Origin of the sequence: Pedobacter sp. L105, from assembly GCF_009765875.1 — a bacterium.
Taxonomy (GTDB): domain Bacteria; phylum Bacteroidota; class Bacteroidia; order Sphingobacteriales; family Sphingobacteriaceae; genus Pedobacter.
Window position 1 is genome coordinate 1 of record NZ_LMUP01000011.1, and the last position, 23,398, is coordinate 23,398.

The 23,398-nt window shown below is 40.4% G+C and carries 22 protein-coding genes and 1 pseudogene; 4 read left to right on the forward strand and 19 right to left on the reverse strand.

Annotated elements, in window-relative coordinates; all coding sequences use genetic code 11:
• Positions 1-67: 67 nt before the first annotated feature.
• The gene (locus GSQ84_RS22490; RefSeq protein ID WP_158799633.1) at positions 68-388 is read right to left on the reverse strand and encodes an ORF6N domain-containing protein; all 321 of its coding nucleotides are present in this window, start codon (positions 386-388) and stop codon (positions 68-70) included.
• Positions 389-430: 42 nt separating this feature from the next.
• Positions 431-781: a GIY-YIG nuclease family protein gene (locus GSQ84_RS22495; protein WP_158799634.1), complete on the reverse strand. Its 351-nt coding sequence runs from the start codon at positions 779-781 to the stop codon at positions 431-433.
• A gap of 134 nt (positions 782-915) precedes the next feature.
• Here GSQ84_RS22495 and GSQ84_RS22500 point away from each other — a divergent pair, with 134 nt between their 5' ends.
• Positions 916-1,692 (forward strand): LexA family transcriptional regulator, encoded by a 777-nt coding sequence (locus GSQ84_RS22500; RefSeq protein WP_158799635.1) that lies wholly within the window; start codon positions 916-918, stop codon positions 1,690-1,692.
• Positions 1,693-1,755: 63 nt separating this feature from the next.
• Complete coding sequence (locus GSQ84_RS22505; RefSeq protein WP_158799636.1) at positions 1,756-2,157, forward strand: hypothetical protein; 402 nt, start codon at positions 1,756-1,758, stop codon at positions 2,155-2,157.
• Between the two features lie 65 nt (positions 2,158-2,222).
• Here the strand turns inward: GSQ84_RS22505 and rplT are convergent, their stop codons facing one another.
• The 5 genes from rplT to rpiA form a co-directional block, all read right to left on the reverse strand.
• A complete protein-coding gene (gene rplT, locus GSQ84_RS22510; RefSeq protein WP_037439531.1) occupies positions 2,223-2,567 on the reverse strand; it encodes a 50S ribosomal protein L20 in 345 nt (114 codons plus the stop codon).
• 76 nt (positions 2,568-2,643) lie between these two features.
• Complete coding sequence (gene rpmI / locus GSQ84_RS22515) at positions 2,644-2,844, reverse strand: 50S ribosomal protein L35 (RefSeq protein WP_158799637.1); 201 nt, start codon at positions 2,842-2,844, stop codon at positions 2,644-2,646.
• A gap of 30 nt (positions 2,845-2,874) precedes the next feature.
• Positions 2,875-3,444 carry a translation initiation factor IF-3 gene (gene infC / locus GSQ84_RS22520; RefSeq protein WP_158799638.1) on the reverse strand — a complete coding sequence of 190 codons (570 nt, stop codon included), beginning with the start codon at positions 3,442-3,444 and terminating at the stop codon, positions 2,875-2,877.
• A gap of 13 nt (positions 3,445-3,457) precedes the next feature.
• A complete protein-coding gene (gene thrS, locus GSQ84_RS22525; protein ID WP_158799639.1) occupies positions 3,458-5,383 on the reverse strand; it encodes a threonine--tRNA ligase in 1,926 nt (641 codons plus the stop codon).
• Positions 5,384-5,495: 112 nt separating this feature from the next.
• On the reverse strand, positions 5,496-6,188 hold the full coding sequence (gene rpiA / locus GSQ84_RS22530) for a ribose-5-phosphate isomerase RpiA (protein ID WP_254070952.1): 693 nt from the start codon (positions 6,186-6,188) through the stop codon (positions 5,496-5,498).
• 70 nt (positions 6,189-6,258) lie between these two features.
• On the opposite strand from rpiA, the gene GSQ84_RS28220 reads away from it, so the two are divergent.
• Positions 6,259-6,390, forward strand: a complete 132-nt coding sequence (locus GSQ84_RS28220) for a hypothetical protein (protein WP_256377544.1) — start codon at positions 6,259-6,261, stop codon at positions 6,388-6,390.
• A gap of 23 nt (positions 6,391-6,413) precedes the next feature.
• Here GSQ84_RS28220 and GSQ84_RS22535 read toward each other — a convergent pair whose 3' ends face one another.
• The 6 genes from GSQ84_RS22535 to GSQ84_RS22560 form a co-directional block, all read right to left on the reverse strand.
• Complete coding sequence (locus GSQ84_RS22535; protein WP_158799640.1) at positions 6,414-7,529, reverse strand: cell wall metabolism sensor histidine kinase WalK; 1,116 nt, start codon at positions 7,527-7,529, stop codon at positions 6,414-6,416.
• 122 nt (positions 7,530-7,651) lie between these two features.
• Positions 7,652-8,302 (reverse strand): response regulator transcription factor, encoded by a 651-nt coding sequence (locus GSQ84_RS22540; RefSeq protein ID WP_158799641.1) that lies wholly within the window; start codon positions 8,300-8,302, stop codon positions 7,652-7,654.
• A 28-nt stretch (positions 8,303-8,330) separates the two neighbouring features.
• Positions 8,331-9,350, reverse strand: coding sequence for a chemotaxis protein CheB (locus tag GSQ84_RS22545; protein WP_158799642.1), 1,020 nt, complete (start codon positions 9,348-9,350; stop codon positions 8,331-8,333).
• Positions 9,351-9,363: 13 nt separating this feature from the next.
• On the reverse strand, positions 9,364-10,989 hold the full coding sequence (locus tag GSQ84_RS22550; protein ID WP_158799643.1) for a PAS domain-containing protein: 1,626 nt from the start codon (positions 10,987-10,989) through the stop codon (positions 9,364-9,366).
• A complete protein-coding gene (locus GSQ84_RS22555) occupies positions 10,982-13,897 on the reverse strand; it encodes a CheR family methyltransferase (protein ID WP_158799644.1) in 2,916 nt (971 codons plus the stop codon). Before GSQ84_RS22555 ends, GSQ84_RS22550 begins: the two co-directional genes overlap by 8 nt.
• 184 nt (positions 13,898-14,081) lie before the next feature.
• Positions 14,082-14,645 carry a hypothetical protein gene (locus GSQ84_RS22560; RefSeq protein WP_158799645.1) on the reverse strand — a complete coding sequence of 188 codons (564 nt, stop codon included), beginning with the start codon at positions 14,643-14,645 and terminating at the stop codon, positions 14,082-14,084.
• A 288-nt stretch (positions 14,646-14,933) separates the two neighbouring features.
• Here GSQ84_RS22560 and GSQ84_RS22565 point away from each other — a divergent pair, with 288 nt between their 5' ends.
• On the forward strand, positions 14,934-15,515 hold the full coding sequence (locus GSQ84_RS22565; protein ID WP_158799646.1) for a YceI family protein: 582 nt from the start codon (positions 14,934-14,936) through the stop codon (positions 15,513-15,515).
• 80 nt (positions 15,516-15,595) lie between these two features.
• Here the strand turns inward: GSQ84_RS22565 and GSQ84_RS22570 are convergent, their stop codons facing one another.
• The 6 genes and pseudogenes from GSQ84_RS22570 to GSQ84_RS22590 all read right to left on the reverse strand — a co-directional run bounded on the left by GSQ84_RS22570 (position 15,596) and on the right by GSQ84_RS22590 (position 23,385).
• Positions 15,596-17,638 carry a M13 family metallopeptidase gene (locus GSQ84_RS22570; protein WP_158799647.1) on the reverse strand — a complete coding sequence of 681 codons (2,043 nt, stop codon included), beginning with the start codon at positions 17,636-17,638 and terminating at the stop codon, positions 15,596-15,598.
• Positions 17,639-18,457: 819 nt separating this feature from the next.
• The gene (locus tag GSQ84_RS28225; RefSeq protein WP_371416423.1) at positions 18,458-19,348 is read right to left on the reverse strand and encodes a DUF4982 domain-containing protein; all 891 of its coding nucleotides are present in this window, start codon (positions 19,346-19,348) and stop codon (positions 18,458-18,460) included.
• Between the two features lie 36 nt (positions 19,349-19,384).
• A pseudogene (locus tag GSQ84_RS28230) lies at positions 19,385-20,605 on the reverse strand (glycoside hydrolase family 2 TIM barrel-domain containing protein); the annotation flags it as partial.
• Positions 20,606-20,617: 12 nt separating this feature from the next.
• Complete coding sequence (locus GSQ84_RS22580; protein ID WP_158799649.1) at positions 20,618-20,890, reverse strand: hypothetical protein; 273 nt, start codon at positions 20,888-20,890, stop codon at positions 20,618-20,620.
• A gap of 6 nt (positions 20,891-20,896) precedes the next feature.
• Positions 20,897-21,769 carry a hypothetical protein gene (locus GSQ84_RS22585; RefSeq protein ID WP_158799650.1) on the reverse strand — a complete coding sequence of 291 codons (873 nt, stop codon included), beginning with the start codon at positions 21,767-21,769 and terminating at the stop codon, positions 20,897-20,899.
• 23 nt (positions 21,770-21,792) lie between these two features.
• Complete coding sequence (locus GSQ84_RS22590; protein ID WP_158799651.1) at positions 21,793-23,385, reverse strand: RagB/SusD family nutrient uptake outer membrane protein; 1,593 nt, start codon at positions 23,383-23,385, stop codon at positions 21,793-21,795.
• Positions 23,386-23,398: the final 13 nt, after the last annotated feature.

Here is a 23,398-nt window from a genome sequence, read left to right on the forward strand (position 1 = left end):
GTTATGTAAAAAACACAAGCATAAATGGCCAATAAGGCCACTTCTTGAAAAGAGTTTACATAATCTTTTAGCTTACATAAACAGAATTATGTAAAGCTTTACATAAATCAGTAAAAGCAAAAGGAAAGTCTGTGAGTAACGTATTGCGGTTCACGGTACTATCCTGACGTTTTAAGGAGTCATAATCTTCCAGATTAAGCCTGAACATAAAATCATCTGGAAAGCGACCTGTTTTTTTACCTGTAAGCATCCTCATTTTGGCTACATCTATCTGGTAAAGTACAGCAAGATCAATATCTATCATCACTTTCTGTCCCCTGAGCACATAGATCCGGTTCATGATCATCTCATCAGTCACCGTATTTTTCTGTGATTCCCTACTATTCATATTTGGTTAAACGTTAATATTTCTTACCTTCAAACACCGGTTCTACGACATCATGTTCAATGCCATTTTCACCTGCGTTGGAATTGGCCTGTTCATAGTGATGTGCTCAAAATCCAGGCCTATCGTCAGATCGATCCAGTCTGGGTTACAGGAACGCACCAAACGTTCTTTCTGCATTCTGGTAAACCTGCTGATCAGCTTAAAGCGGTTTAATGCCTGAAGCTCAGTTTTAAATTCTTCAAAATAAACCAGCCTGGTAAGCTGCTGTCCGCTATCAAAAAACAGGCTTGGCATCTGTTTATAAAAATCAAGCGTCTTAATCAGATCAGCGCTCATTCCAACATGCAAACTGGTACGGTTTCTATCGGTTACGATGTAGACAAATTTTTTCATTGCTTTCAGCTTTAATTATTACCACTAATTAAATTAGTATATATATTTGCAGTGCGAATAAATATTACTAACTTTATTGGTACAATAATACTAACTATTTTAGTAAAAACAAATTATTTATAATCTTTTATTTTATGTCAAATATTTCCAGCAATCTCAAATACTTAAGAAAGAAAAAAGGCCTTACACAACAGCAATTTGCTGATTTAATGGGAATTAAAAGATCATTAGTTGGCGCCTATGAAGAAGACCGCGCAGAACCTAAATATGAATTACTAAAAAAAATAGCAGAAAGCTTTGAACTTACCATTGATGAATTTATCAATGAAATCATCAATGACAAGTGGAAACCAAAATTAAAAAGCCAGGGTTCTAACCTCCGTATATTGAGTATCTCTGTTGATCAGGATGACAATGAGAATATTGAAATGGTTCCTGTTAAGGCCAGTGCAGGTTACCTGAACGGATTTGCAGACCCTGAATATATCAAAGACCTACCCAAATTCCAGTTGCCCCTGCCTGCGCTTAAACAAGGGACTTTCAGGGCATTTGAAATTATTGGAGACTCTATGCTCCCTATTCAACCCGGAAGTGTGATCATTGGAGAATATGTAGACAACTGGAATGATGTAAAAACCGGTGAAACCTATGTGATTGTCAGCAAGAATGAAGGGGTAGTTTATAAACGTGCCGGAAATAAGTTTAAAGAAAACAAAGAGCTGAAACTGGTATCGGATAATAAACTATACGATCCTTATCTGGTTCCGGCCGACGATATCCTGGAGATCTGGAAAGCAAAAGCCTATATCAGCTCTACCCTGCCCGACCCAACGCCTGAGCCTACCATAGAAACCCTAACCAATATGATGTCGCAAATGCAGAAATCACTTTCACAGATGAACAAAAATTAGTAGTTTAACCGATAAAATTAAACTATTCAACTTTTTCACACTCTATCTATCAAATTACAAGCCATGAAAAGAATATTTTTAACACTGGCCATCGCTGCAATTGCATTTACTGGCAGCTTTGCACAGACTACAGGAAGTACCAAACAACCTACAGCAGAACAAAGGGCAGAAAAAGCTACAGCAGCGTTACAGAAAAAGCTAACGCTGTCTGCAGATCAGAAATCAAAGGTTTATGCCATAGAACTGGATAAGTTTAAGAAGGCCGGCGCACTGCATAATAACAGCAGTGAAAGTAAAAAAGCAAAAAAAGGCGAGCATAAAGAAATAAAGAAAGCTACTGACGCTAAACTGGAACAGATACTAACTCCCGTACAAAAGAAAAAATGGGATGCCATGCAGGAAAAATCTAAAGAGAAAAAAGCTGCCAGAAAAGCGAGCAAAAAAGCTGCAGCTGCAAAGCAATAATCAAAATATTAGACATAAAAAAAGGGAGCAAAATTGCTCCCTTTTTTTATGTTAAGACATTATATCTATTTAACTGTATCAATTACTGCTTTGAAAGCTTCTGGATGATTCATAGCTAAATCAGCTAAAACCTTACGGTTTAAACCAATGTTTTTAGTTGCTAATTTACCAATCAATTGAGAGTAAGAAATACCGTGCTGACGAGCTCCAGCGTTGATACGCTGAATCCACAAACCGCGGAATTCTCTTTTCTTAACTTTACGGTCACGGTATGCATATTGCAAACCTTTCTCAACCGTATTTTTTGCTACAGTGAATACTTTACTTCTTGATCCCCAATAGCCTTTGGCCATATTAAGGACTTTTTTCCGTCTTCTTCTCGAAGCTACTGCGTTTACCGAACGTGGCATAGTGTTGTTGTTTTTTGATAAACGGTGTTGCGTATTTCAGCAAACTTACTACCGGGTACCTGGTTAAAAAAATTTATTATTTACCGATAGCAAGCATACGCTTAACGTTGCCCATATCAGCAGCTGACACCATTGAGGTGTGACCCAAATTACGCTTACGTTTAGTAGACATCTTGGTTAAGATGTGACTTTTGTATGCGTTCTTTCTAGCGATTTTACCTGTTCCAGTAAGCCTAAAGCGCTTTTTAGCACTGGAATTGGTTTTCATTTTTGGCATAACCTATTCTTATTTATGTAATTTATTATATTATTTTTTTACAACTTTCGGAGCCAGGGTAAGGAACATACGTTTACCTTCTAACTTAGGTAACAATTCAACCTTACCTATATCTTCCAAAGCCTGTGCAAACTTAAGCAATAAGATCTCTCCCTGCTCTTTGTAAACGATTGCCCTACCCTTGAAATGTACATAAGCCCTTACTTTTTCACCGCTCTCCAAAAAACTCTGCGCATGTTTCAGTTTGAACTGAAAATCATGATCATTGGTATTCGGACCAAAACGGATCTCCTTAATTACTGTTTGCTTAGCATTTGCCTTAATCTCTTTCTGCTTTTTCTTTTGCTCGTAAACGAACTTGCTGTAATCGATTATTCTACAAACCGGAGGCACTGCGTTAGGTGATATTTCTACCAGATCCAGTTCCAGTTCTTCAGATAGGGCTAAAGCTTTTGCCAACGGATAAATCCCTGGTTCAACATTATCTCCAGCTAACCTCACCTCCTGGGCACGGATAAACTGATTAATATTATGTTCTGCTTCTTTTTTCTTAAAAGGAGGACGTGGTCCCCTATTAAATCCTGGTCTGCCTAATGCCAAATTTATATACTATTTAAACTGTTATTTCTTTAATTAATAATTCACTAAATGCCTGGATGGTCATCTCTCCCAAATCCCCTTCACCATGTTTTCTCACGGATAACTTGCCTTCCAGCATCTCTTTTTCGCCAATAATCAACATATATGGCGTCTTTTTCACCTCTGCATCCCTAATCTTCCTCCCGATTTTCTCATCCCGGAAGTCAATCAAACCGCGAATATCGGAATTATTTAGTTCATCTGAAACTTTTTTGGCATAATCTTCATACTTTTCTGAAATAGGAAGGATTATAAATTGTTCAGGTGAAAGCCATAATGGAAAATTACCGGCACAATGTTCAATCAAAACAGCTATAAAACGCTCCAGGGAACCAAATGGGGCCCTATGAATCATCACCGGTCTGTGTTTAAGGTTATCGCTTCCGGTATATTCCAATTCAAATCTTTCAGGAAGATTGTAATCTACCTGAATAGTTCCCAATTGCCACTTCCTGCCTAAAGCATCTTTTACCATAAAATCCAGTTTCGGACCGTAAAATGCAGCCTCGCCTAATTCAACCACTGTGCGCAGTCCTTTTTCTTCAGATGCCTCTACAATTGCACTTTCGGCCAGTTTCCAGTTTTCATCAGAGCCGATATACTTAGATTTATTCTCCGGATCTCTCAGAGAGATCTGTGCAGTATAATCAGTAAAACCTAATGATTTAAATACATACAATACCAGATCGATTACTTTTTTAAATTCTTCTTTCACCTGGTCTGGGCGACAAAATAAATGCGCATCATCCTGTGTAAAACCACGAACCCTGGTTAGGCCATGCAGCTCACCACTTTGTTCGTAACGGTATACAGTACCAAATTCAGCAAGACGCAATGGAAGGTCTTTATAAGAACGCGGTTTAACTTTATAGATTTCACAGTGATGCGGGCAGTTCATCGGTTTTAACATGAACTCTTCTCCTTCCTGCGGGGTTTTAATAGGCTGGAAGGAATCCTTACCGTATTTATCCCAGTGACCCGAAGTTACATACAGACTTTTAGAGCCAATATGCGGAGTAATTACCTGCTCGTAACCTGCTTTCCCCTGTGCTTTGGTTAAGAAATTCACCAAACGCTCACGCAAAGCAGTTCCTTTAGGCAGCCATAAAGGCAAGCCTGCACCTACTTTTTCAGAGAAAGCAAATAACTCCAGTTCCTTACCTAATTTCCTGTGGTCGCGTTTTTTAGCTTCCTCAATCATCAGCAGGTACTCAGTCAGTTCGCTCGCTTTTGGAAAAGTTACGCCATAGATCCGGGTTAACTGTTTTTTAGTCTCATCACCTCTCCAGTATGCACCGGCAACATTCATCAGCTTTACAGCTTTGATAAAACCAGTGTTTGGAATGTGCGGGCCACGGCACAGATCGGTAAAAGCACCCTGTTTATAAAAAGTGATCTTCCCGTCTTCCAATCCCTGGATCAGGTCTAACTTATATTCATCACCTTTTTCAGTGAAATAGGTAATGGCATCAGCTTTAGATACACTGGTACGCTCAAAAACTTCTTTTTGTTTGGCCAGCTCCATAAACTTAGCTTCAATAGCTTTAAAGTCATCCGAAGAAAACTCATGGTCGCCAAAATCAACATCATAATAAAATCCTGTTTCAATAGCAGGGCCAATGCCAAATTTTGTACCCGGATAGAGTGCTTCCAGGGCTTCTGCCATAATATGTGCAGAAGAGTGCCAGAACGTAGCCTTGCCGGCAGTATCATTCCAGGTAAGCAGCTTAACTGATGAATCTTTGTCAATTGGTCTGGACGAATCCCAGACTTCTCCGTTAACTTCTGCAGCCAGTACATTACGGGCTAAGCCTTCAGAAATAGATAAGGCGATCTTATGGGCACTTGTCCCATTTTCATACGGACGTACTGAGCCGTCCGGTAAAGTAATGTTAATCATCTACAACTATGATTTATATGTGAATTAATTAATATGATTTGCTAATCACTTACAAGGTGATCTTTCTGATACAAAGATAAGGTTTTAGAAACAAATAGGGAATGAATTTCTCTTATTTAGTATAGGTAATGGTCTCCTCACCTTTCCCCATGATCACCATAGCGGTAAGGTTAACAAACAGCCCGTGCCCCAGTATGCCTTCAATCTGGTTCAAACTTTCCGACAATGCGGCAGCATCACTGATCAGGCCAAAGTCTGCATCAACAATGATATTATGGTTATCAGTTATAAAAGGAGAACCGTCTTTCATTCTAACCAGCCCTTTTCCATTCAATTTAGCCAGTTCTTTTACTACATAATTCAACGCCATAGGAACAATTTCAACCGGCACTTTGAAAGCGCCTAGCCGGGCTACTTTTTTACCGGAATCAGCAATGATAATTTCCTTTTTTGTTAGAGAAGCAATGATTTTTTCACGGAATAAAGCACCACCACCACCTTTGATCAGGTTCAACTGCTCATCAAACTCATCCGCCCCATCTATAGTTACATCGATAGACTGCACATCCTTCATGTCGAGCAGTTCAATACCTAAAGAAGTAGCTAATGATGCTGTATGTTCTGAGGTTGGCACCCCTTTAATGTTCAGTCCTTTTTTCACCAGTTCGGCTACTTCCAGGATAGCAAAATAGGCAGTAGACCCTGTTCCTAATCCTACTATGTCGTTATCACGAATAAATTTAACAGCCTCACGTGCCGCAACTTGTTTTTCAAGATCTTTTATCTGAGTCGGTTCCTTGTCCAAAATTTTTAGAATAATGAGATATCACTTAATGCCGCTAAAATTAAACAAAATAAATAAGCTGCGATAAATTATGAGTGTAAATTTAAATGTGTACACCATATCAGAATATATTACTGATCAGCAGATATACGAAGCGGTTGTCAATTACCACAGCAAGCCAGTGCCATCAGCCGATGAAACTATAAAAACCGATAAACCATAAAAGATAAATAATTCCGGTTCAATTCATCTTGGCAGACAAAACCAGAACTCAGAACCTCGTCCCACTTCACTTTTTACACCAATAGTGCCCTGATGCTGTTTGATAATTTCTTTACAAATAAACAATCCCAGCCCAAGCCCCGGTAATTTTTTCAATTGTGCCGAGCCTGCCCTAAAAAAACGGTCAAAAATATAGGACTGTTTTTCAGGCGCAATACCATAACCATGATCTGCTATGGTTACTTTGATACCATCTTCTTCGATCACACTAGTGATCTTAATAAATTTCTCAGCTCCGGAATACTTTAATCCATTACCTATCAAATTATTGACTACCTGTTCTATGCGATCTCTATCTCCTTTGATTAGTGGATCCGGATAAGCCAGCTCATATTCTATCACTACATCCGGATGAGAGACTAACATTTCATCTACTGTATTTCTCAAACTTTCGTTGAGGTTAAACTCATTCATCAAACAGGTAAGCGAGTCTGAATTGACTCTGGTGGCATCCTGAAGGTCTGCTATGATATTTAATAATTTGTCTAGCTGCACATCCATTTTCTCCGTAATACTCAGGTAATTCTCATCAAATCCGGGTTTATCTTTTTTAAGATAAACCATTTGCGCATAAGCTTTTAATATCGTAACGGGTAGCTTAAGCTCGTGGGAAGCCATATTTACAAAGTCTTCCTGATTTTTTTCCATCCTGATGAGCTCTTTAGTGGTTTCATTCGTTTCTATCAGTGTGTTATCCTGTTTGCGCTGGTGATGCATAAAAAAATGCAGCTGTGCAGATAAGAACAACCCCGCAATCAGATATAACAACAGAGTGAAGATACCAGTCTCGCTACTGAAAGAATAATCAACAACAGCACCAAAAAAAGTAATCAGCGTAGCAGACAAAGCGCCCCTTCCTACTCCGTAACTTGCACTGACCAGAATAATGCAAAATAACAGAATATAAGGAACCGTAGTGATATGCTTAAAAAAAAGCTGATGGGAACAGATCAGGAGAAAAGTTAAAACCAGAGGGATTAATACGCGCATCGTCTTTGTCTCTGCTGTTATATTTTTATCCCTCCAGATTGTCCTGAATGTTTCTTCGGGAAAATTAAGGCGATCTAAAGCTTTATTCATTGTAATTAGTATTAGGGTAATTAGTTAAACTTTCCTAATATTAACTAAAAATATTTCACTCTTTCAACGTAATAATACTGTAAATAAGTGCTAAAAACACCCGAAAGAAATGATATATCTTTTTACTGTACAATTCCACTTAAAACAGCAAACCTGATCAATGCGGCTGTATTCCTTGATCCTGTTTTTTCAATCAGGCTTTGTCTGTGCCCTTCTATGGTACGCTTACTGATAAACAGTTTTTCAGACATTTCATTATTGGTCAAACCTTCAGCAATTAAGTGCAGGATTTCAATTTCCCTCATAGAAAAATCTACAGGTGGATTATTTTGGTTAACAGGCACATTTGCAATCTGTATCAATCTGTCCAACAATCTGATAGATAACTCCGAACATAAATATTTCTCGCCTGCATTGACATGCTTTAAAGCAAAAACCAGCTCATCAGCACTTACATTTTTTAGCAGGTAACCAGAAGCACCTTCAGAAAATGCCTGTGCTACATATTTCTCGTTATCCAGCATAGAAAGCATCACGATCCGTGTTTCAGGACTAATCACTTTTAGCTCCCTGATCAATGAAATACCATCCATTTCCGGCATATTGATATCTGCCAGAACTATATCCGCTTTAAGGCCGCCGGCAATCATATTCAGCACCTCAAGGCCGTTCGTAGCTTCTCCTGCTATACTGATTTCTTTATCAGCTTCCAGTAGCATACGGATTCCATTACGAACAATATTGTGGTCTTCTGCCAGCATTAAGTTTAACATAAAATTTCTTTTTAAAAATTAGTGATGATCAATTATTTGACGCTTCGTTATTTGTTCCGAGTTCCATCAGTACCCCTTTCAACCTGTCTACATGCACCTGGATTTCCTCCGCATGTTTTTGCTTGCCTGAACCGGATTGCCCCTGATTCGCATCAAGCTCATATTTACCCATATTCAATAACAGGTTTTTTCTCTCTTCCAGCATTCTGATGGCCACCCACAGCGAATCTTCAATTCCATTCAGCTGTGCCTCTTCTAATATTTTCCCGGTAAAAGTATGCCCTGTATAACAGCGGTAGCGGGGAATAATATCCTGGTTAACCTTTACCAGAACACCGCCGCAATCAGGGCAGGTGAGTGACGTCGGCTCACCTAATTGCAGGTTATCATTTAAACTGCTGGTCATTCGTTTAGCAATCTGCGCTTCCAGTTTTATATCTGCCGGCACTTCTATCTCCGTACATGAGCCCCGGGTAAAAAGGTCTGTAAGGATGTACCCCATTTCATTTACAGATAATTTATAATCTACATCTACCTGATGTATTACGCTATTTGGCATATCGGGAAAATCTGCTTCTGCAGGATCCTGAACAATGCACAACCCTCCGCTTCTTTTTATGGCATGCATACCTGATGTACCGTCATCCAGCAAACCAGTGAGGATAATACCGGTTACACAGGCATTATAAGATGCTGCCGCCGAACGAAAAAGCACATCTATAGAAGGTCTCCAGTGATTTTCATATGCTCCTTTAGTGATGCTGATCGTTCCTTTCTCAATCAGCATATGGTGATCTGCCGGAGCAAGATAAATCGTTTTGTTTTCGATCCGCTGCTGATCTTTGGGAATCACACATTTCAACACTGTATGTCTTTGTATCGTATTTAAAATGACTTCAGTCATAGACATTCTGGACACGTGGATCACCACAAATACAGCAGCATCCAGATCAAGGTTAAAAGTGGCCATTAATCTTGATACCGCAGCAATACCTCCCGCGGAAGTGCCTATTGTAATTATATTTTTGGCTTCATCGTGTTCCATCATATGAGCTAAAATCTTAAGCCGAAATTTCCGGCACTTTACTAAATGTTATCGTTACAACCAGTCCTTTTTTTGTACTGTTAAATTTAATCTTTCCGTTTAATAAATATACCCGGTTCCTGATGCCACTCAAACCAGACCCTGTCCTGCTGGCTTCTTCTGTATCCTTAGAAAAGCCTCTTCCATTGTCCGTAACCCTTACAAGAACGTGCTCATTTTGTAAACTCACCTTAATCTCAGCACGGGTAGCATGCGCATGTTTGATACAGTTATTGATCAGCTCCTGGATCATCCTGAAAATGTATAACTGCACATCAGGATGAAGAAGATCAGCGTCTTCGTCAATAAAAGTATCAATCTGAAAATCGGGGGTACTGGTGCGCTGGGCCATCTCTTTTGTTCCAGCTGCAAAACCGAAATCTTTAAGTACCGATGGAGTAAGCTCATAAGAAAGATCCCGGGTTTCCTTGATCGCCTGGTCCAGCATAGCATTCACATTCTTAAATTCTCCTTTAAGGTTATGGCTGCGCTGTATGCTCTCCAGGTTCAATCGTATCCCATAAAGCAGCTGGCATACACTATCATGGAGTGCCCTGCTAATCGTATTGCGTTCTTTTTCCTGTGCGGTTAACGTTGCGGAAAGAATCAGTTTTTGCTGACCGTTCTTTAGCAGTTCAGCTTCCTGTTCCATCTTTTTACGTTCCGTAATATCCATCAGTATACCTGCAAAACAATTACTTTCATCCAGCATTTCAATTTCATGTCCTTTCGCAGCGATATACTTTATCTCCCCGGCCTCATCGGTAATCCTAAACTCCAGATCTATATCTTTCAGGCCGTTTACGGCACTCATGAGCTGATGACGGACATAAAGCTGATCCTCGGGATACACCCGCTCTATTAATCCCTTTATCGTGCCATTGAATTGCCAGTCTTTAATACCCATAATTTTATAACTGTGGGTATCCAGAAAAACAGTATTTGAACCGCAAGCGATAGTCCAGGTTCCTGTAGCAGAAGCCTTCAACGTCATTTCGAGCCGTTCTTTTGTTTCTTTAAGGATATGCTGCGCATTTCTGCTTTCCGTAACATCGATTATGGTGATATAATACTTAATATCGGCCACAACGATATTGGGTATCGCTATGCCCTCCATTCGTGTATAAACGATTTGTCCGCTGGGCAGCGTTAACCTGATTTCGGCACTCTGCTTCCCATCCCCGTGCTGCATACGGTGCAGAAAATTATAAAAATCTTCCCAGGATGGAGGGGCAATAAAACTTTGAAATCTTCTGCGGAGTATGGTTTGTTTAGAAATATTCAGCAGGTCAACCCCATTTTGATTGGCTTCCTCTACTATCCCCAGGTAATCCAGGATAAAATAACCTACCGGGGCAAGGTCATACAGACCAACAAACTTTGCCCTTTCCTGGTCGATAGTTAAATAAGATGCCTTTAACTCATCATTCTGCATTTCCAGTTCCAGCTGGTAAACCTGTAATTCGTTTAACAGGATATTGATCTCATCAGCGCTCAGATTTGTATTCTCCGGAAACGACTCTTTATGACGAAGCCATCTGCCGGCAGGTTTATTAACCAGAATACTATTTTTATCTTTAGCCGAATTTTGATCTTTATTCACTGTCCTGATTTTTAAATGTAACTAATGATACTAAACTCTTGCCTTTTTGATTATAACTAATAGGCTTAAAACTTACAAACAGATCTTTAAGCCCGGAAGCCTGAAAATCATGTTGTATAAATATTTCATCCGGAACGCCAGAAAGCAGCAGCTGATCCAGCTTAGACGTTTTCCATTTGTTGTGAACAATTTCCATAAAAGATTGTTCACTGATATCTTCTTCTTTTAAATTAAATTGCTGCAAGAACGTATTGTTTACTATAAGCACCTTTTTGTCCTTATCCAAAACAACCGCTGCATCCGGTAAAAGGTCTATCATTGCCTTTGCATAAATCAGTGTACCGATAAGCTTATTTTCCATTGCCTTTACCGGTGTGATTTTGGTAAAAGTAACTACCGCACCGTTGATAAAATTATCCATTGTACGATAAGGCATGATCCTCAGGTTATACCATTCCCCTTTTTTCGTACTGACCTCCATCTCTTTCCCTACTAATCTTTCAATTACTTCTTTGATCGCATCTTCCAGCGATGGATAATCAAAATTTGACACGATATGTGTGATTGACCTGCCGATATCCCCTGGAATAACATTGAATAATTTAGTTACCTGTGGGGTAAAACGAAGAATATTGAGTTGGTTATCCAAAAATATGGTTCCTATTTCCGTATTGTCCAGCAGGTTCTTCATATCGTTATTGAGCTGAGTTAGCTCCTCTGCTTTATTCTGGTACTGCAGATTGATGGTCATCAGCTCCTCATTCAGCGACTGCATTTCTTCTTTTGTAGTCAGTGCTTCTTCGTTGGTGCTTTGTAATTCTTCATTGGTACTCTGTAATTCTTCATTGGTAGACTTCAATTCTTCCAGCGAAGTTTCCATTTGCTCTATCGTACTATGCAGCTGTTGTTTGGTATAGATCAGTTCCTTTTCCAGTTCTTCTACCGCACCTTCTCTTGAAGGGTCAATATTTTTGCCTTTTGATGTACGTCTTTTCTTTTGCAGGCCATGGTCATGAAAAGTGACCAGCAGTAAATCCTGCAAGGGCATTTCTGTCAGATAATCTACCCTGAAGCCAACGATATAAATAAAGTTATTATCTTTTACTTTAATTTCTGGAACTTCAACATTTCCCTTTCGCTCCCACGCCTGGTGCAGTGCATTTCCCAATGCATATTTAAGTTCTTCTTTAGCCAGGCGGTGAATATTAAAAATGGCTTCCCCGGAACTGATCTGCATAAATCTTGAAGTCTGTCCGTTAATGTAAAGGATGTCTCCACGTTCATTTAGCAACAGTGCCGTTGGTGTAAAACTATCCAGTAAAATTTTATGGAAAGTTTCTGCAAGCGGGTTTTTAATACTTTTTATCGGTAACTGGCTCTTTACGTTTTTAGTATGCTGATTGGCTACATGAAAAGGAAAATCAAGCATCGTCCCCACTGCGGAAGTCCCCTCTTTTCTTTTAAAGATCTTCCATTTGTTTTCCAGGCTGATAAAACTGTCACTAAAACTACCTACAGATTCTGCAGGCCCCATAAATAACAATCCGCTTGAATTCAGGGAATAATGAAACACAGGGATAATCTTCTTTTGCAGTTCTGATGTCAGGTAAATCAGTACGTTGCGACAGCATAGCAGGTCAAGACGCGTAAAAGGGGCATCTTTAATCAGGTTGTGCTGTGCAAAAACAATCATTTCACGGACTTCCTTTTTCACTACATAACCTTCATTTACCTTAATAAAAAAGCGTTCCAGCCTTTCCGGCGAAACTTCCGATGCGATGTTGGAGAAATAACTTGCAGAACGTGCGTGGTCAATGGCCTGCGGATCAAGGTCTGTCGCAAAGATTTGCAGCTTAGGCATTTTCACTGATCTGACCGTATCCAAATACTCAATTAACAAAATTGCAATAGAATAAGCCTCTTCACCGGTAGAACATCCGGCAATCCATACCCGTATGGTATCCCCGTCCTTTTTTGAAGCAAGCAGAGGATAAAGTTTATTTTTTAGCGCATCAAAAGCATCATGGTCCCTGAAAAACTTGGTAACACCTATCAGCAACTCATTAAATAACAATACCAGTTCATTAGGGTTCTCCCTCAAATAATTGATATAATCAACATAATCATGCAGCTGATGAAAGGCAATACGCCGCTCAATCCTCCTGACGATAGTACTTTTTTTATACAATGTAAAATCATGCCCGGTATGCGAGCGCAAAAGCATTAGTATTTTTTGTAAATGCGTATGGTTCGCCTGACTTAAAGACTGCTCTGATTCAGATTGCGATTCACGGATGGCCGGATGGCTCAGGTATTGGATCAGTTTAACCGGCATATCTTCGGGGGGCAGTACATAATCTGCCATATGTGTTTTGATTGATGTACTGGGCATACTCGGGTATTCTGCTGTCGCAGGATCCTGTACCATTATCATTCCCAATTTCTCCTTAATCATTCTTACACCTGTTTCCCCATCTGCACCCATTCCCGAAAAGATTATTGCTACAGCATTATGCCACTGGTCTTCTGCCAGGCTTTGCAAAAAATAATCTATAGACATATGGGCGCCTTTATAACGCGAAGCCTCCATCAATAATAAGCGGCCGTTATGGATACCCATATCTTTGCCAGGAGGGATCACATAAATATGGTCGGGTTTAACCTGCGTTCCATCCTCTGCCTCCGCAATGGTCATTGAAGTTACGGGCTGAAGAATACCAGCCACATTGATATGCTGAGATTTATCCAAATGCATGATAATTACAAATGCCATCCCGCTTTTGATGGGCATATGCAAAAAAAACTTTTGAAAAGCATGAAAAGAGCCCGCAGATCCTCCCATTCCTATGATAGGAAAAGCCGATCTCTTTTCGTTTGCTGTTGTAGATTTACTCTTAAACTGAGTCATTTAATTATTTCAAAAAAAATTACAAAGCTAAAAATACCCTTAAAAATTTCTATTTACAAAAATATATTAAACCTTATAAAAAAAATAAAATCTGAATAACATATATAAGTGTTAAATCAATGAAATAGATGAACTAACAAAGAAATGACTAGATGAATGATTCTGGTGCTGACGACAGACAACCTTAATTAATCCCTGGAACTACCTTGCTGATCTGATGAACAATATGGTGATAGACGTTATCCCAATCCACACGTACAGGACAGTGGAAACTGACAGTTTTAAAAACAAGGTCAGCGCGTTTCAATAGTTCTTTTTCCAGAGGGTCTACCTTAGTAATGGCGCTAGCCGAAATAGCAGATTCATCTATACAATCATAGATAACTACTTTTGGCCGGTAATTTTTACTAAAGGAAAGTGCTGAACAGGTATAATACCAGAAGATCCAGTTATCCAGCTTTGCATGTTTAAGAAACCTGGCAAGCAGTTCTGCCAGGCAAGAGGTAACCTCTGCCGGGGTCAGGCCAGGTTTAATATGGGGAACAACTTTCCACAAAGTTTCTGAACGGGTACCAAAAGAGAGAAATGCCTCTTCTGCGGCATCAAACAGCGGATCTTCAAAAAAATAAACGTTGGTATCTTGTTCCGCAAAACGCAATAACAACTGCTGCGGACGCCGCATGACAAAATCCCATCGCTGTGATGAAAAGCAAAGTATATTCCTTGGCCTGCTAAAAGCACTATTCATCCTCCATCATGTTTTCCTACACTATCATTTTTTTCAGGATTGTTTTTAAGAAGATGATCTTATTACAACTTTCCTTGTTCAAAAATAAAATGAATATTTCAACACGAATAGCGATAAATACCTGTTTTTCAATGCGTTAAATACTGATTTTATGGATAGAAATTAATCTTACCGACAATAACCCTAAATTTTTTCCCTTTCCATTATTGCAAAAAGAATTTCTTACCATACATCAATGTCGCAACGCACTTTTTTTTTAATCTTTGTAACATAGAAAAAATTAAAAACATGAAAAAATTACTTGTACTATTAGTAGTGGCATCATCAGCCCTATTCGCTTTTAAAGCTGTTGAACCAAGCACTTGGGTAGCAGACAAATCACATTCTAAATTAGGGTTTGTAATCACTCACTTAATGATGACTGACGTTGAAGGTTCATTCACCAACTTTGAATCAACTATTGTAGCCTCAAAACCAGATTTTTCTGATGCTGTAATTAACCTGAGCGCAGATATCAGTTCAGTAAAAACTGAAGATGAAAAAAGAGATGCACACATTAAAAGTGCTGACTTTTTTGATGCCGAAAAATATCCTAAACTGATTTTCAAAAGCACTTCATTGAAAAAAGTATCTGCTACAAAATACAAACTTAATGGTATGCTAACCCTTCACGGTGTAACTAAAGCAGTTGTTTTAGATGCTACTTTAAGAGGCGTAATGGCTAACCCAATGTCTAAAAAAGAAACTGCAGGTTTCAAAGTTACAGGAACATTAAAAAGAGCTGATTTCGGAATTGGTTCTAAATACCCTAATGCAATTGTAAGTGATGAGATCACTTTAAATGCAAACACTGAATTTGTTAAAAACTAATTCTCAAATTTGATTTATATTAAAAAACCCTGTTCAGGTAAATACCTGAACAGGGTTTTTTAATATTGATTTTTTATCCTTTACCAGATCTTCACTCTTTTTTCCGGCGCGAGATAAAGTGAATCACCAGGTTTCACATTAAATGCGGTATAAAACTCAGGGATATTACGAACTACCCCATTTACCCTGAATTGTGCCGGAGAATGCGGATCAGTAGATACCTGTTTCCTCACTGCCTGCTCCCTTGTTTTATTTAACCATACCTGTCCCCAGCCTATAAACACACGCTGATCGCCGTTAAAACCATCCAGAACAGGAGCATCTTTACCTGCAAGACTTGTATGATATGCTTTCAGGGCGATTGTTAAACCACCCAGATCGCCAATGTTCTCTCCAAGGGTGAAATCACCGTTCAGGCTCAAATCATTAAATACTTTGAAACTGCTATATTGACTTACCAGTGCATTGGTACGTTTCTTAAACTCATCCAGATCACTCTTGGTCCACCAGTTTCTCATTACGCCATCTCCGTCAAAAGTACTTCCCTGGTCATCAAAACCATGCCCTATCTCATGACCGATCACAGCACCAATTCCACCATAGTTTACAGCATCATCAGCAGTCTGATCAAAAAATGGAGGCTGCAGGATAGCGGCAGGAAATACAATTTCATTCAAAGGAGGATTGTAATAAGCATTTACCGTTTGTGGTGTCATGCCCCATTCCGTTCTATCAACCGGTTTGCCCAGTTTGTTAACCATCCTGTTGTATTCAAATGCATTGGCACGGGTAAGATTTCCATAAAGATCATTTTTAACGATCTTCAATGAAGTGTAATCGCGCCATTTATCAGGATACCCAATCTTAGGGGTAAATTTGCTGATCTTTTTAAGTGCTTCCTTTTTAGTTTCAGGACTCATCCAGGTCAGTTCGTTAATACTGGATTCGTAGGCTTTCAATAGATTACCTACCAGCTGCAGCATACGCGCTTTAGCCGCAGGAGAGAAGTGTTTCTCCACGTACAGCTTTCCTACCATCTCTCCCAGTGATCCGTTGACTACAGAAACTCCCCTGCGCCATTGCGGGCGCTGTTTAGGTATGCCGTTAAGGACAGTGCCGTTAAAGGCAAAGTTCTCTTCATCCAGTGCTGTATTCAGGCTTCCGGCAGAACCATTTACCAGGCTCCATTTTAGATAGATCTTCCAGGTATCCAGTGAGGTATCCTTAATGATGGCATTCAACTCTTTCGTATAATCTACCTGCGCTACCACCACGCTGTCTGTATGCTGAATCCCTGCTTCCGTCAGCATTGCCGTCCAGTCGAAGTCAGGCATCAGTGTATTCAGCTGATTAACTGAATATTTATTGTATAAACCAGCCATATTCCTGGTTTCTTCTTTTTTCATTTGTTTGGAAGCCAGCGAGGTTTCCAGCGCCATAATTTCTACCGATGCCAGTTTTGCATCAGGAATACCAGCAAGGCTAAACATCTTCTCTATATGGGCAGTATACTTGTTTCTAATCTCTTCTGATTTGGCGTCTTTCAGGAAATAATATTCTCTATCCGGTAAGCCTAAGCCTCCCTGCCAGGTAAGCAGCATATAATGTTTAGGGTCTTTAAAATCTTCGCTTACAGAAACACCAAAAGGTGCCATATTACCAATTTTACCTGCATAACCAAAATAGGCAGCCAGGTCCTTATAGGTTTTAAGCGCATCGATCTTTTTCAAATCTGCTGCAAGTGGTTTAACACCGATGGCGTCTCTTGCTGCGGTGTTCATATAAGAACCATATAGATCACCGATCTTTTGCTCTTCAGATCCATCGGTGAATTTACCTGAAGCAGCTTTTTCGATAATTTCTTTTACATCCTCCTGGGCTTTATCGTTGATGATAGCGCCGGCACCAAAGGATGGTTTATCTGCAGGGATTTCGGTTTTCTTAATCCAGCTGCCATTCACATATTCCATAAAGTTATTGCCTGGCAATACCTGTTTGTCCATGTTTTCAATAATGATCCCAGATTTAGGCTGGTCATTCTGATGAGTAGAATGAAATGCTGCCAGGGCAAGCATTGATCCAGCTATAATTGGTATCCCAAAAGAGAGTTTATAGTTGTACATATTTGTTGAGTTAGTTAGCACCAAATCTAATAAATTTTGTAAGCCGGTGCTAACTGTGGTATATATCTAGCAAAAAAACAAGTGATGTTGCAATTATAGTTTTGAATAAAACATAGCTAACATCAACTCATTATTCGATAAAATAGCCAATTTATTTGAACGTTTCAACAAAGCATATAAATATATAAATACTATCTATCAATATTTTACAATAATCGTATTCAACAAACTATTCATATCATAATTTGCCTATTCATATTTCAAATATTTTAGCTTAGTCTCATTATTTCAGACAAGACTTCTCTATATTTAAGACAAAAAAAATAAAGAATAATAACATACAGAGAATTAGACATTGCTGAGATTTTAGTGTAGATAAGGCTAACATCGCTATGTTCTCCCTCCATCAGGTAATGGCCCTAAATAGGCGCTCAGGAACAATCTTTTGGCCCTGACACTGATCGTGATTAGCTTTGGTTTAAGAAGATCCAGAGTAGTTATTTCTATAGCGTTGGTATAACCTTGGTATAACCCGGGGTTATACCAAGGTTATACCAACGCTATAGAAATAACAAAGAAAAATCTTGTTAATAGCGAGCTAAACCTAATCCATGAAGTATCTAAAACACATATTATCCACTAATTGTGGCTAATGGTCTGATACGGAAAAAACTTTACAATTAAAAAATCCTTATCACCGGTATACAGGTAATAATCCGCCAGCTGGTAAATCCGCACCCAGGCTCAATAGGCTGCTGCGCATTAACGCCTGACAGGCCCGCTAAAAGGCCCGTCAGGCAAAAAAATGTTTCTTCATCATTACGGATTCAGATCGAGTGCGATGGTGGCGGGCTTCAAACCTTCGCCATTTACGGTAAGCTGAATGGATGATTTTGTATGGCCTGCTTTAATGATTGCCATAGCCAGCCCGTTAAAGGCCTTATGGCGACTTCCTTTAAACGATTCATGGCTAACCGGACATCCATTATCCAAACCGGCAATGGATGCGTCTCCACTGAGCTTAAAGCTTAACAACTGGCCGGCATCAGGAATCAAGTTACCCTGAAGATCCGTTACTTTTACCGTGATGTAAGAAAGATCCTTTCCATTGGCCTTCAGTTTTGATCGATCGGCAAGGAGTATCACCTTCGCTGCTTTGCCCGCAGTCTGTATAGTTTGTTCGAGAACCACCTGCCCATTTTTCCTGGAAATAGCTTTCAGTGTTCCAGGTTCGTATTTCACCCGCCAAGTTACTTTCATCTCGTCGTTAGCTTTAGATTTTTTTCCCAGGGACTGCCCATTTAAATAAAGTTCTACTTCATCTGCCTGACTATAATAAGCACAAACATCGATAACTTGTCCTGCTTTCCAGTTCCAGTGCGGGAAGATATGCAGCACCGGCTGATCTGTCCACACGCTTTGGTACAGGTAGTATACATCTTTCGGAAATCCGGCCAGATCAAGTATCCCGAAGTAGAAACTTCTTGCCGGCCATTCATAGGGTGTGGGTTCGCCCAGGTAGTCAAATCCTGTCCATACAAACATCCCTGAAACCAGCGGGTCATCTATAAAAGCTTTCAAACTCGCCTCATGAGAAGAACCCCATGGCGAATAACAATTATCATAGGCCGAACAGCTGAAGTCCTCATTACCCATCAGCAAAGGTTTATCCCATGCCGTTGGCCAGATACGAATACTGTCTGACGGCATATCATAATGTCCCCGCGTTTGCAGCGCAGAAGTAGTTTCTGTAGCAATCAGTTTTTTACCAGGGTATGTTTTATGGAAATCCTTCCATTTTTCATGGTTATAATTGTAACCGATCAGGTCAATTGCACCCGACTGGATCACATTGTTGTATAAGTTCACGTCGTTATTTGCTGTAGTCACCGGACGGGTTTGATCTAGGCTTTTAACAATCTTAACCAGCTCCCTGGCAATCACCCTACCTGTAGTATCTTTCCCTGTCCCCCACTGTTCCTGAATCTCGTTACCCACACTCCAGATAAAAACAGAGGGATGATCACAGTCGCGGAGGATCTGGTCTTCCAGGTCTTTCTGATGCCATTTGGTAAAATACAGGTGATAATCAAACTCCGATTTTTTCTTTACCCACATGTCAAAAGCCTCGTCCATGACGATGAAACCCATCCGGTCGCAGAGATCGAGCAGGGCCGGTGCCGGTGGATTATGTGAAGTACGGATAGCATTACAGCCCATAGCTTTGAGCAGCTCCAGCTGGCGTTCTGCAGCACGGACATTAAATGCCGTACCCAGGGCGCCCAGATCATGGTGGTTACATACTCCTTTGATCTTCATTTCCTTTCCATTGAGGACAAAACCTCTATCGGCATCAAAACTAAAAGTACGGATACCGAGAGGAGTTTCATACGTATCTGTTAGTTTTCCTTTTATCAGGACCTGCGTTTGGACAGTATAAAGATATGGCCTTACATCCGACCATAAACTGGGATTTTTCACCTCTAACTCTTCCTGCAGCGCAGTGATTACACCAGTCAGCTTTACGGTTTTTTCTGCCGTTACCACCAGCTTATGGCCCTGATCAAAGATCAGATTTTTTACCAGAACAGTCGTTACCTGAGCGGAACCGAAGTTAATTTTAAGCTGAATATTTACTTTAGCTATTGATTCATTAGCTACTGGTGTAGAAACAAATGAACCCCAATTTTCTACATGTACCTTATTTAACGTGACCAGCCTTACATCCCTGTAGATCCCCGAACCGCTATACCATCGGGCATTAGGCTGTTTCGAATTGTCCACTTTTACAGCGATCGTATTCTGCCCGCCATAATGGAGATAAGGAGACAGTTCATAGCGAAACGAGATATATCCGTTAGGCCGCAAACCCAGGTAATGCCCGTTAATCCAAACCTCACTATTCCGGTATACCCCATCAAAATCAATAGCCACATACTTGCCCTTAGACGAAACCGGAACAGTAAAATTCTTCCGGTATCAGCCCGTTCCACCTGGCAATGCGCCACCGCCAAAAGTAGCAGGATTAGATTTACTGAAAGCGCCCTCTACACCCCAATCGTGAGGCAGGTTTAGCACCCGCCATTTACCATCGGGATATTTACTAGCCGAGGCTTTAGGATCATCGCCTAAAAAGAATTTCCATTGCTGATCAAAATCCTGCACCGAACGAACATTGGTCTGTGCAGAGAGATGAGCAACGGTGCTAAAAAAAATAAGGATCAGCGAATAAAAAGTATAAGGTCTGGTCATCTGCAATTATTTAGTTGCCGGGGCAACATAGTTATCGGAATAAGTTTTAGAAATAAAATTATAAACAAGCAGGGCATTACCTTCACCATCTACATCATGGTCACGATATACGCCTAAACGAAGCGTATTCTCATCCAGGGCTATGATTTCATAGTAACTCCAGTTAATACCCGATATCCCATTTTTAGCAGGCTTATATCCTCTTAAAATGGTTCCTCCGTTAATGGTCAGTCTTTTCTTAAGCAGGTCAATGGTGTAAGTGCCATTTTGCACAATATTACCTTCCATCGGTTTTACAGCATTAAAATAAGGACCGCCCATTAAACTAAAAGTCATTACCCCATAATCACCCGGCGCCATGCTGTCCGGATAAATGCTTTGTCCCGCATCCCACCATACGGTATTAAAATTAGTTGGATCAATAAAGGTAAGCGGGCCTGCAAAGTATTTACCTTGCGTATCCAGCACCCATTGTTTTTGTTTTCCCGGACCACCGGAAATATTATACCACATTGGGTCGGTCACGTAACCCAAATTTTCATGGGTTACTTTAACAATTACAGAATCCATTTTAACCACACCTCCACCTGTTTCTGCAGAGAATTTGATCACATAATTGCCGGTAAAAGCAAAATGAACGGTATCGGTTTTCCGGATAGACGTTCCCGACCCATAATCCCACATGGAGATCGTTCCCGCAGTAAGGTTTCTCAGGATCACGGTATTTCCACCGGAATCAGCTTTAAAATCCTGTACTACTTCATACTTAATTTCAGATTTATCGAGCAGCCTGCCCATTTTAGGATCATCTTTTTTGCAGGATACCATGACTAGTACCGGCAGCAGGATCATCATCAGTGTTTTTATCGCGTGTTTCATCTCTTTATTTTTAAAATGTTCATTTACCAGCCTGCGTTTTGTTTCAGCACCCCATTGGAAAGGGTAATCTGTGTATTGGGAATCTGCTGCAAACCCTGGGTAGCCATGATATTGGAAGCAGAAATAGTTACCGTAGCCGGCGCGCCACCATTCAGCACAGAGGCAGTTTCAGCAATGGTCTGTGCGGCTACAGATACCCCCTGACGAAGCAGGTCGTAATAACGGATACCTTCCAGCGCAAATTCCAGGCGACGTTCTTTCATGATATTATCCTGGGTAACGGGAAGTGACACAAAATTGGTCAGATAAGCCCTTTTCCTCACTTTATCGAAATAAGCCTGTGCATTAGGACTGCCTAGTTCCGCGGCCATCAGCAATACATCTGCATAACGGATACATACATAATCCTGGAACTGGCCAATCTGAAAATCAGGATTACCATTAACGATAGGCAAGGCAGTACCATCTGCATTGATCATTGGCGTATATTTTTTCACATAATAACCGGTATACTCTCTTTGTTTACCCTGATTGGTAAAAGCAAGGTTCTCGTCATTGATAGAAATAATGGAGGCCCCCCTGCGGGTATCATTTGCAGCATAGGCATTCCATAACTTTGGATCTACCGTTGCACCGCCCCAGCCATTGCCATAAGGGAAAATAGCCTGCTCACGCAGCCCCAAAAGAACTACCCAATAATTACCATCAATATTTCCGTTATAATCACTGGTATAGGTATATTTAATAGCGAAAACCGTCTCTTTATTATCTTCTCCCGCATAGTTAGCCAGTGAAGCAGCAGGCCACAGGTTGGCAAAATTCTCTTCCAGATCGTAACCGCCATTACTAATCACATCTTCCAGGCCGCTCAAAGCCGCAGTTTTATCGGTCACACCCACCAGATCAGTTTTCCCATAATAGCCTGTATAAAACAGGAATACCCGAGCTTGTAACGCCTCAGCAGCATATTTGGTTACCCTGCCATGATCAGCGGCATTTTGTGATCCATAGGGAACAGCAGCCAGATTAGCAGCTGCAAATTTAAGATCACCTGCAATTACCTTGTATACATCATCCGGTGCAGCCTGTGGTAAATTAGCCGCAGAGGGTGCTGTCAGTAAAGGGATATGCCCCCATAGGCGCATCATATCAAAATACAGGAAAGCACGGATATACCTGGTTTCGGCAGTATAGGTATTCTTCAACGCGGTATCGCTGCCCCATTGGATCTGGTCCATTTTGCTGAGCAGCACATTACAGCGGTAAATTGCCTGGTAATAATAAGACCAGTTGGAGCCAAACAGGTTCTGATCTGAAGGAGAGCGTGCTTTATCAAACTCATCCAGCATCTGATAGCCGAAACCATCAGAATTTCCTGTACCGCCAAAACAATCGTCAGACAACACCTCTGAGGCAACAGGAAGGGATACGCCGGCACTCCAGATCAGCTGCAGGCCATCATAACAGCCAACCAGTGCCTTATATCCATCCGCCGGTGTTTTATAAAAGTTTTCATCCGTTACAGACGTCAATGGCTGTACATCTAAAAAACTTTTTTTGCAGGCCCCTGTCATTAACAGAAAAGTGGCCATGATATATATTTTTATCGTTTTCATATTGTCGCTTAAA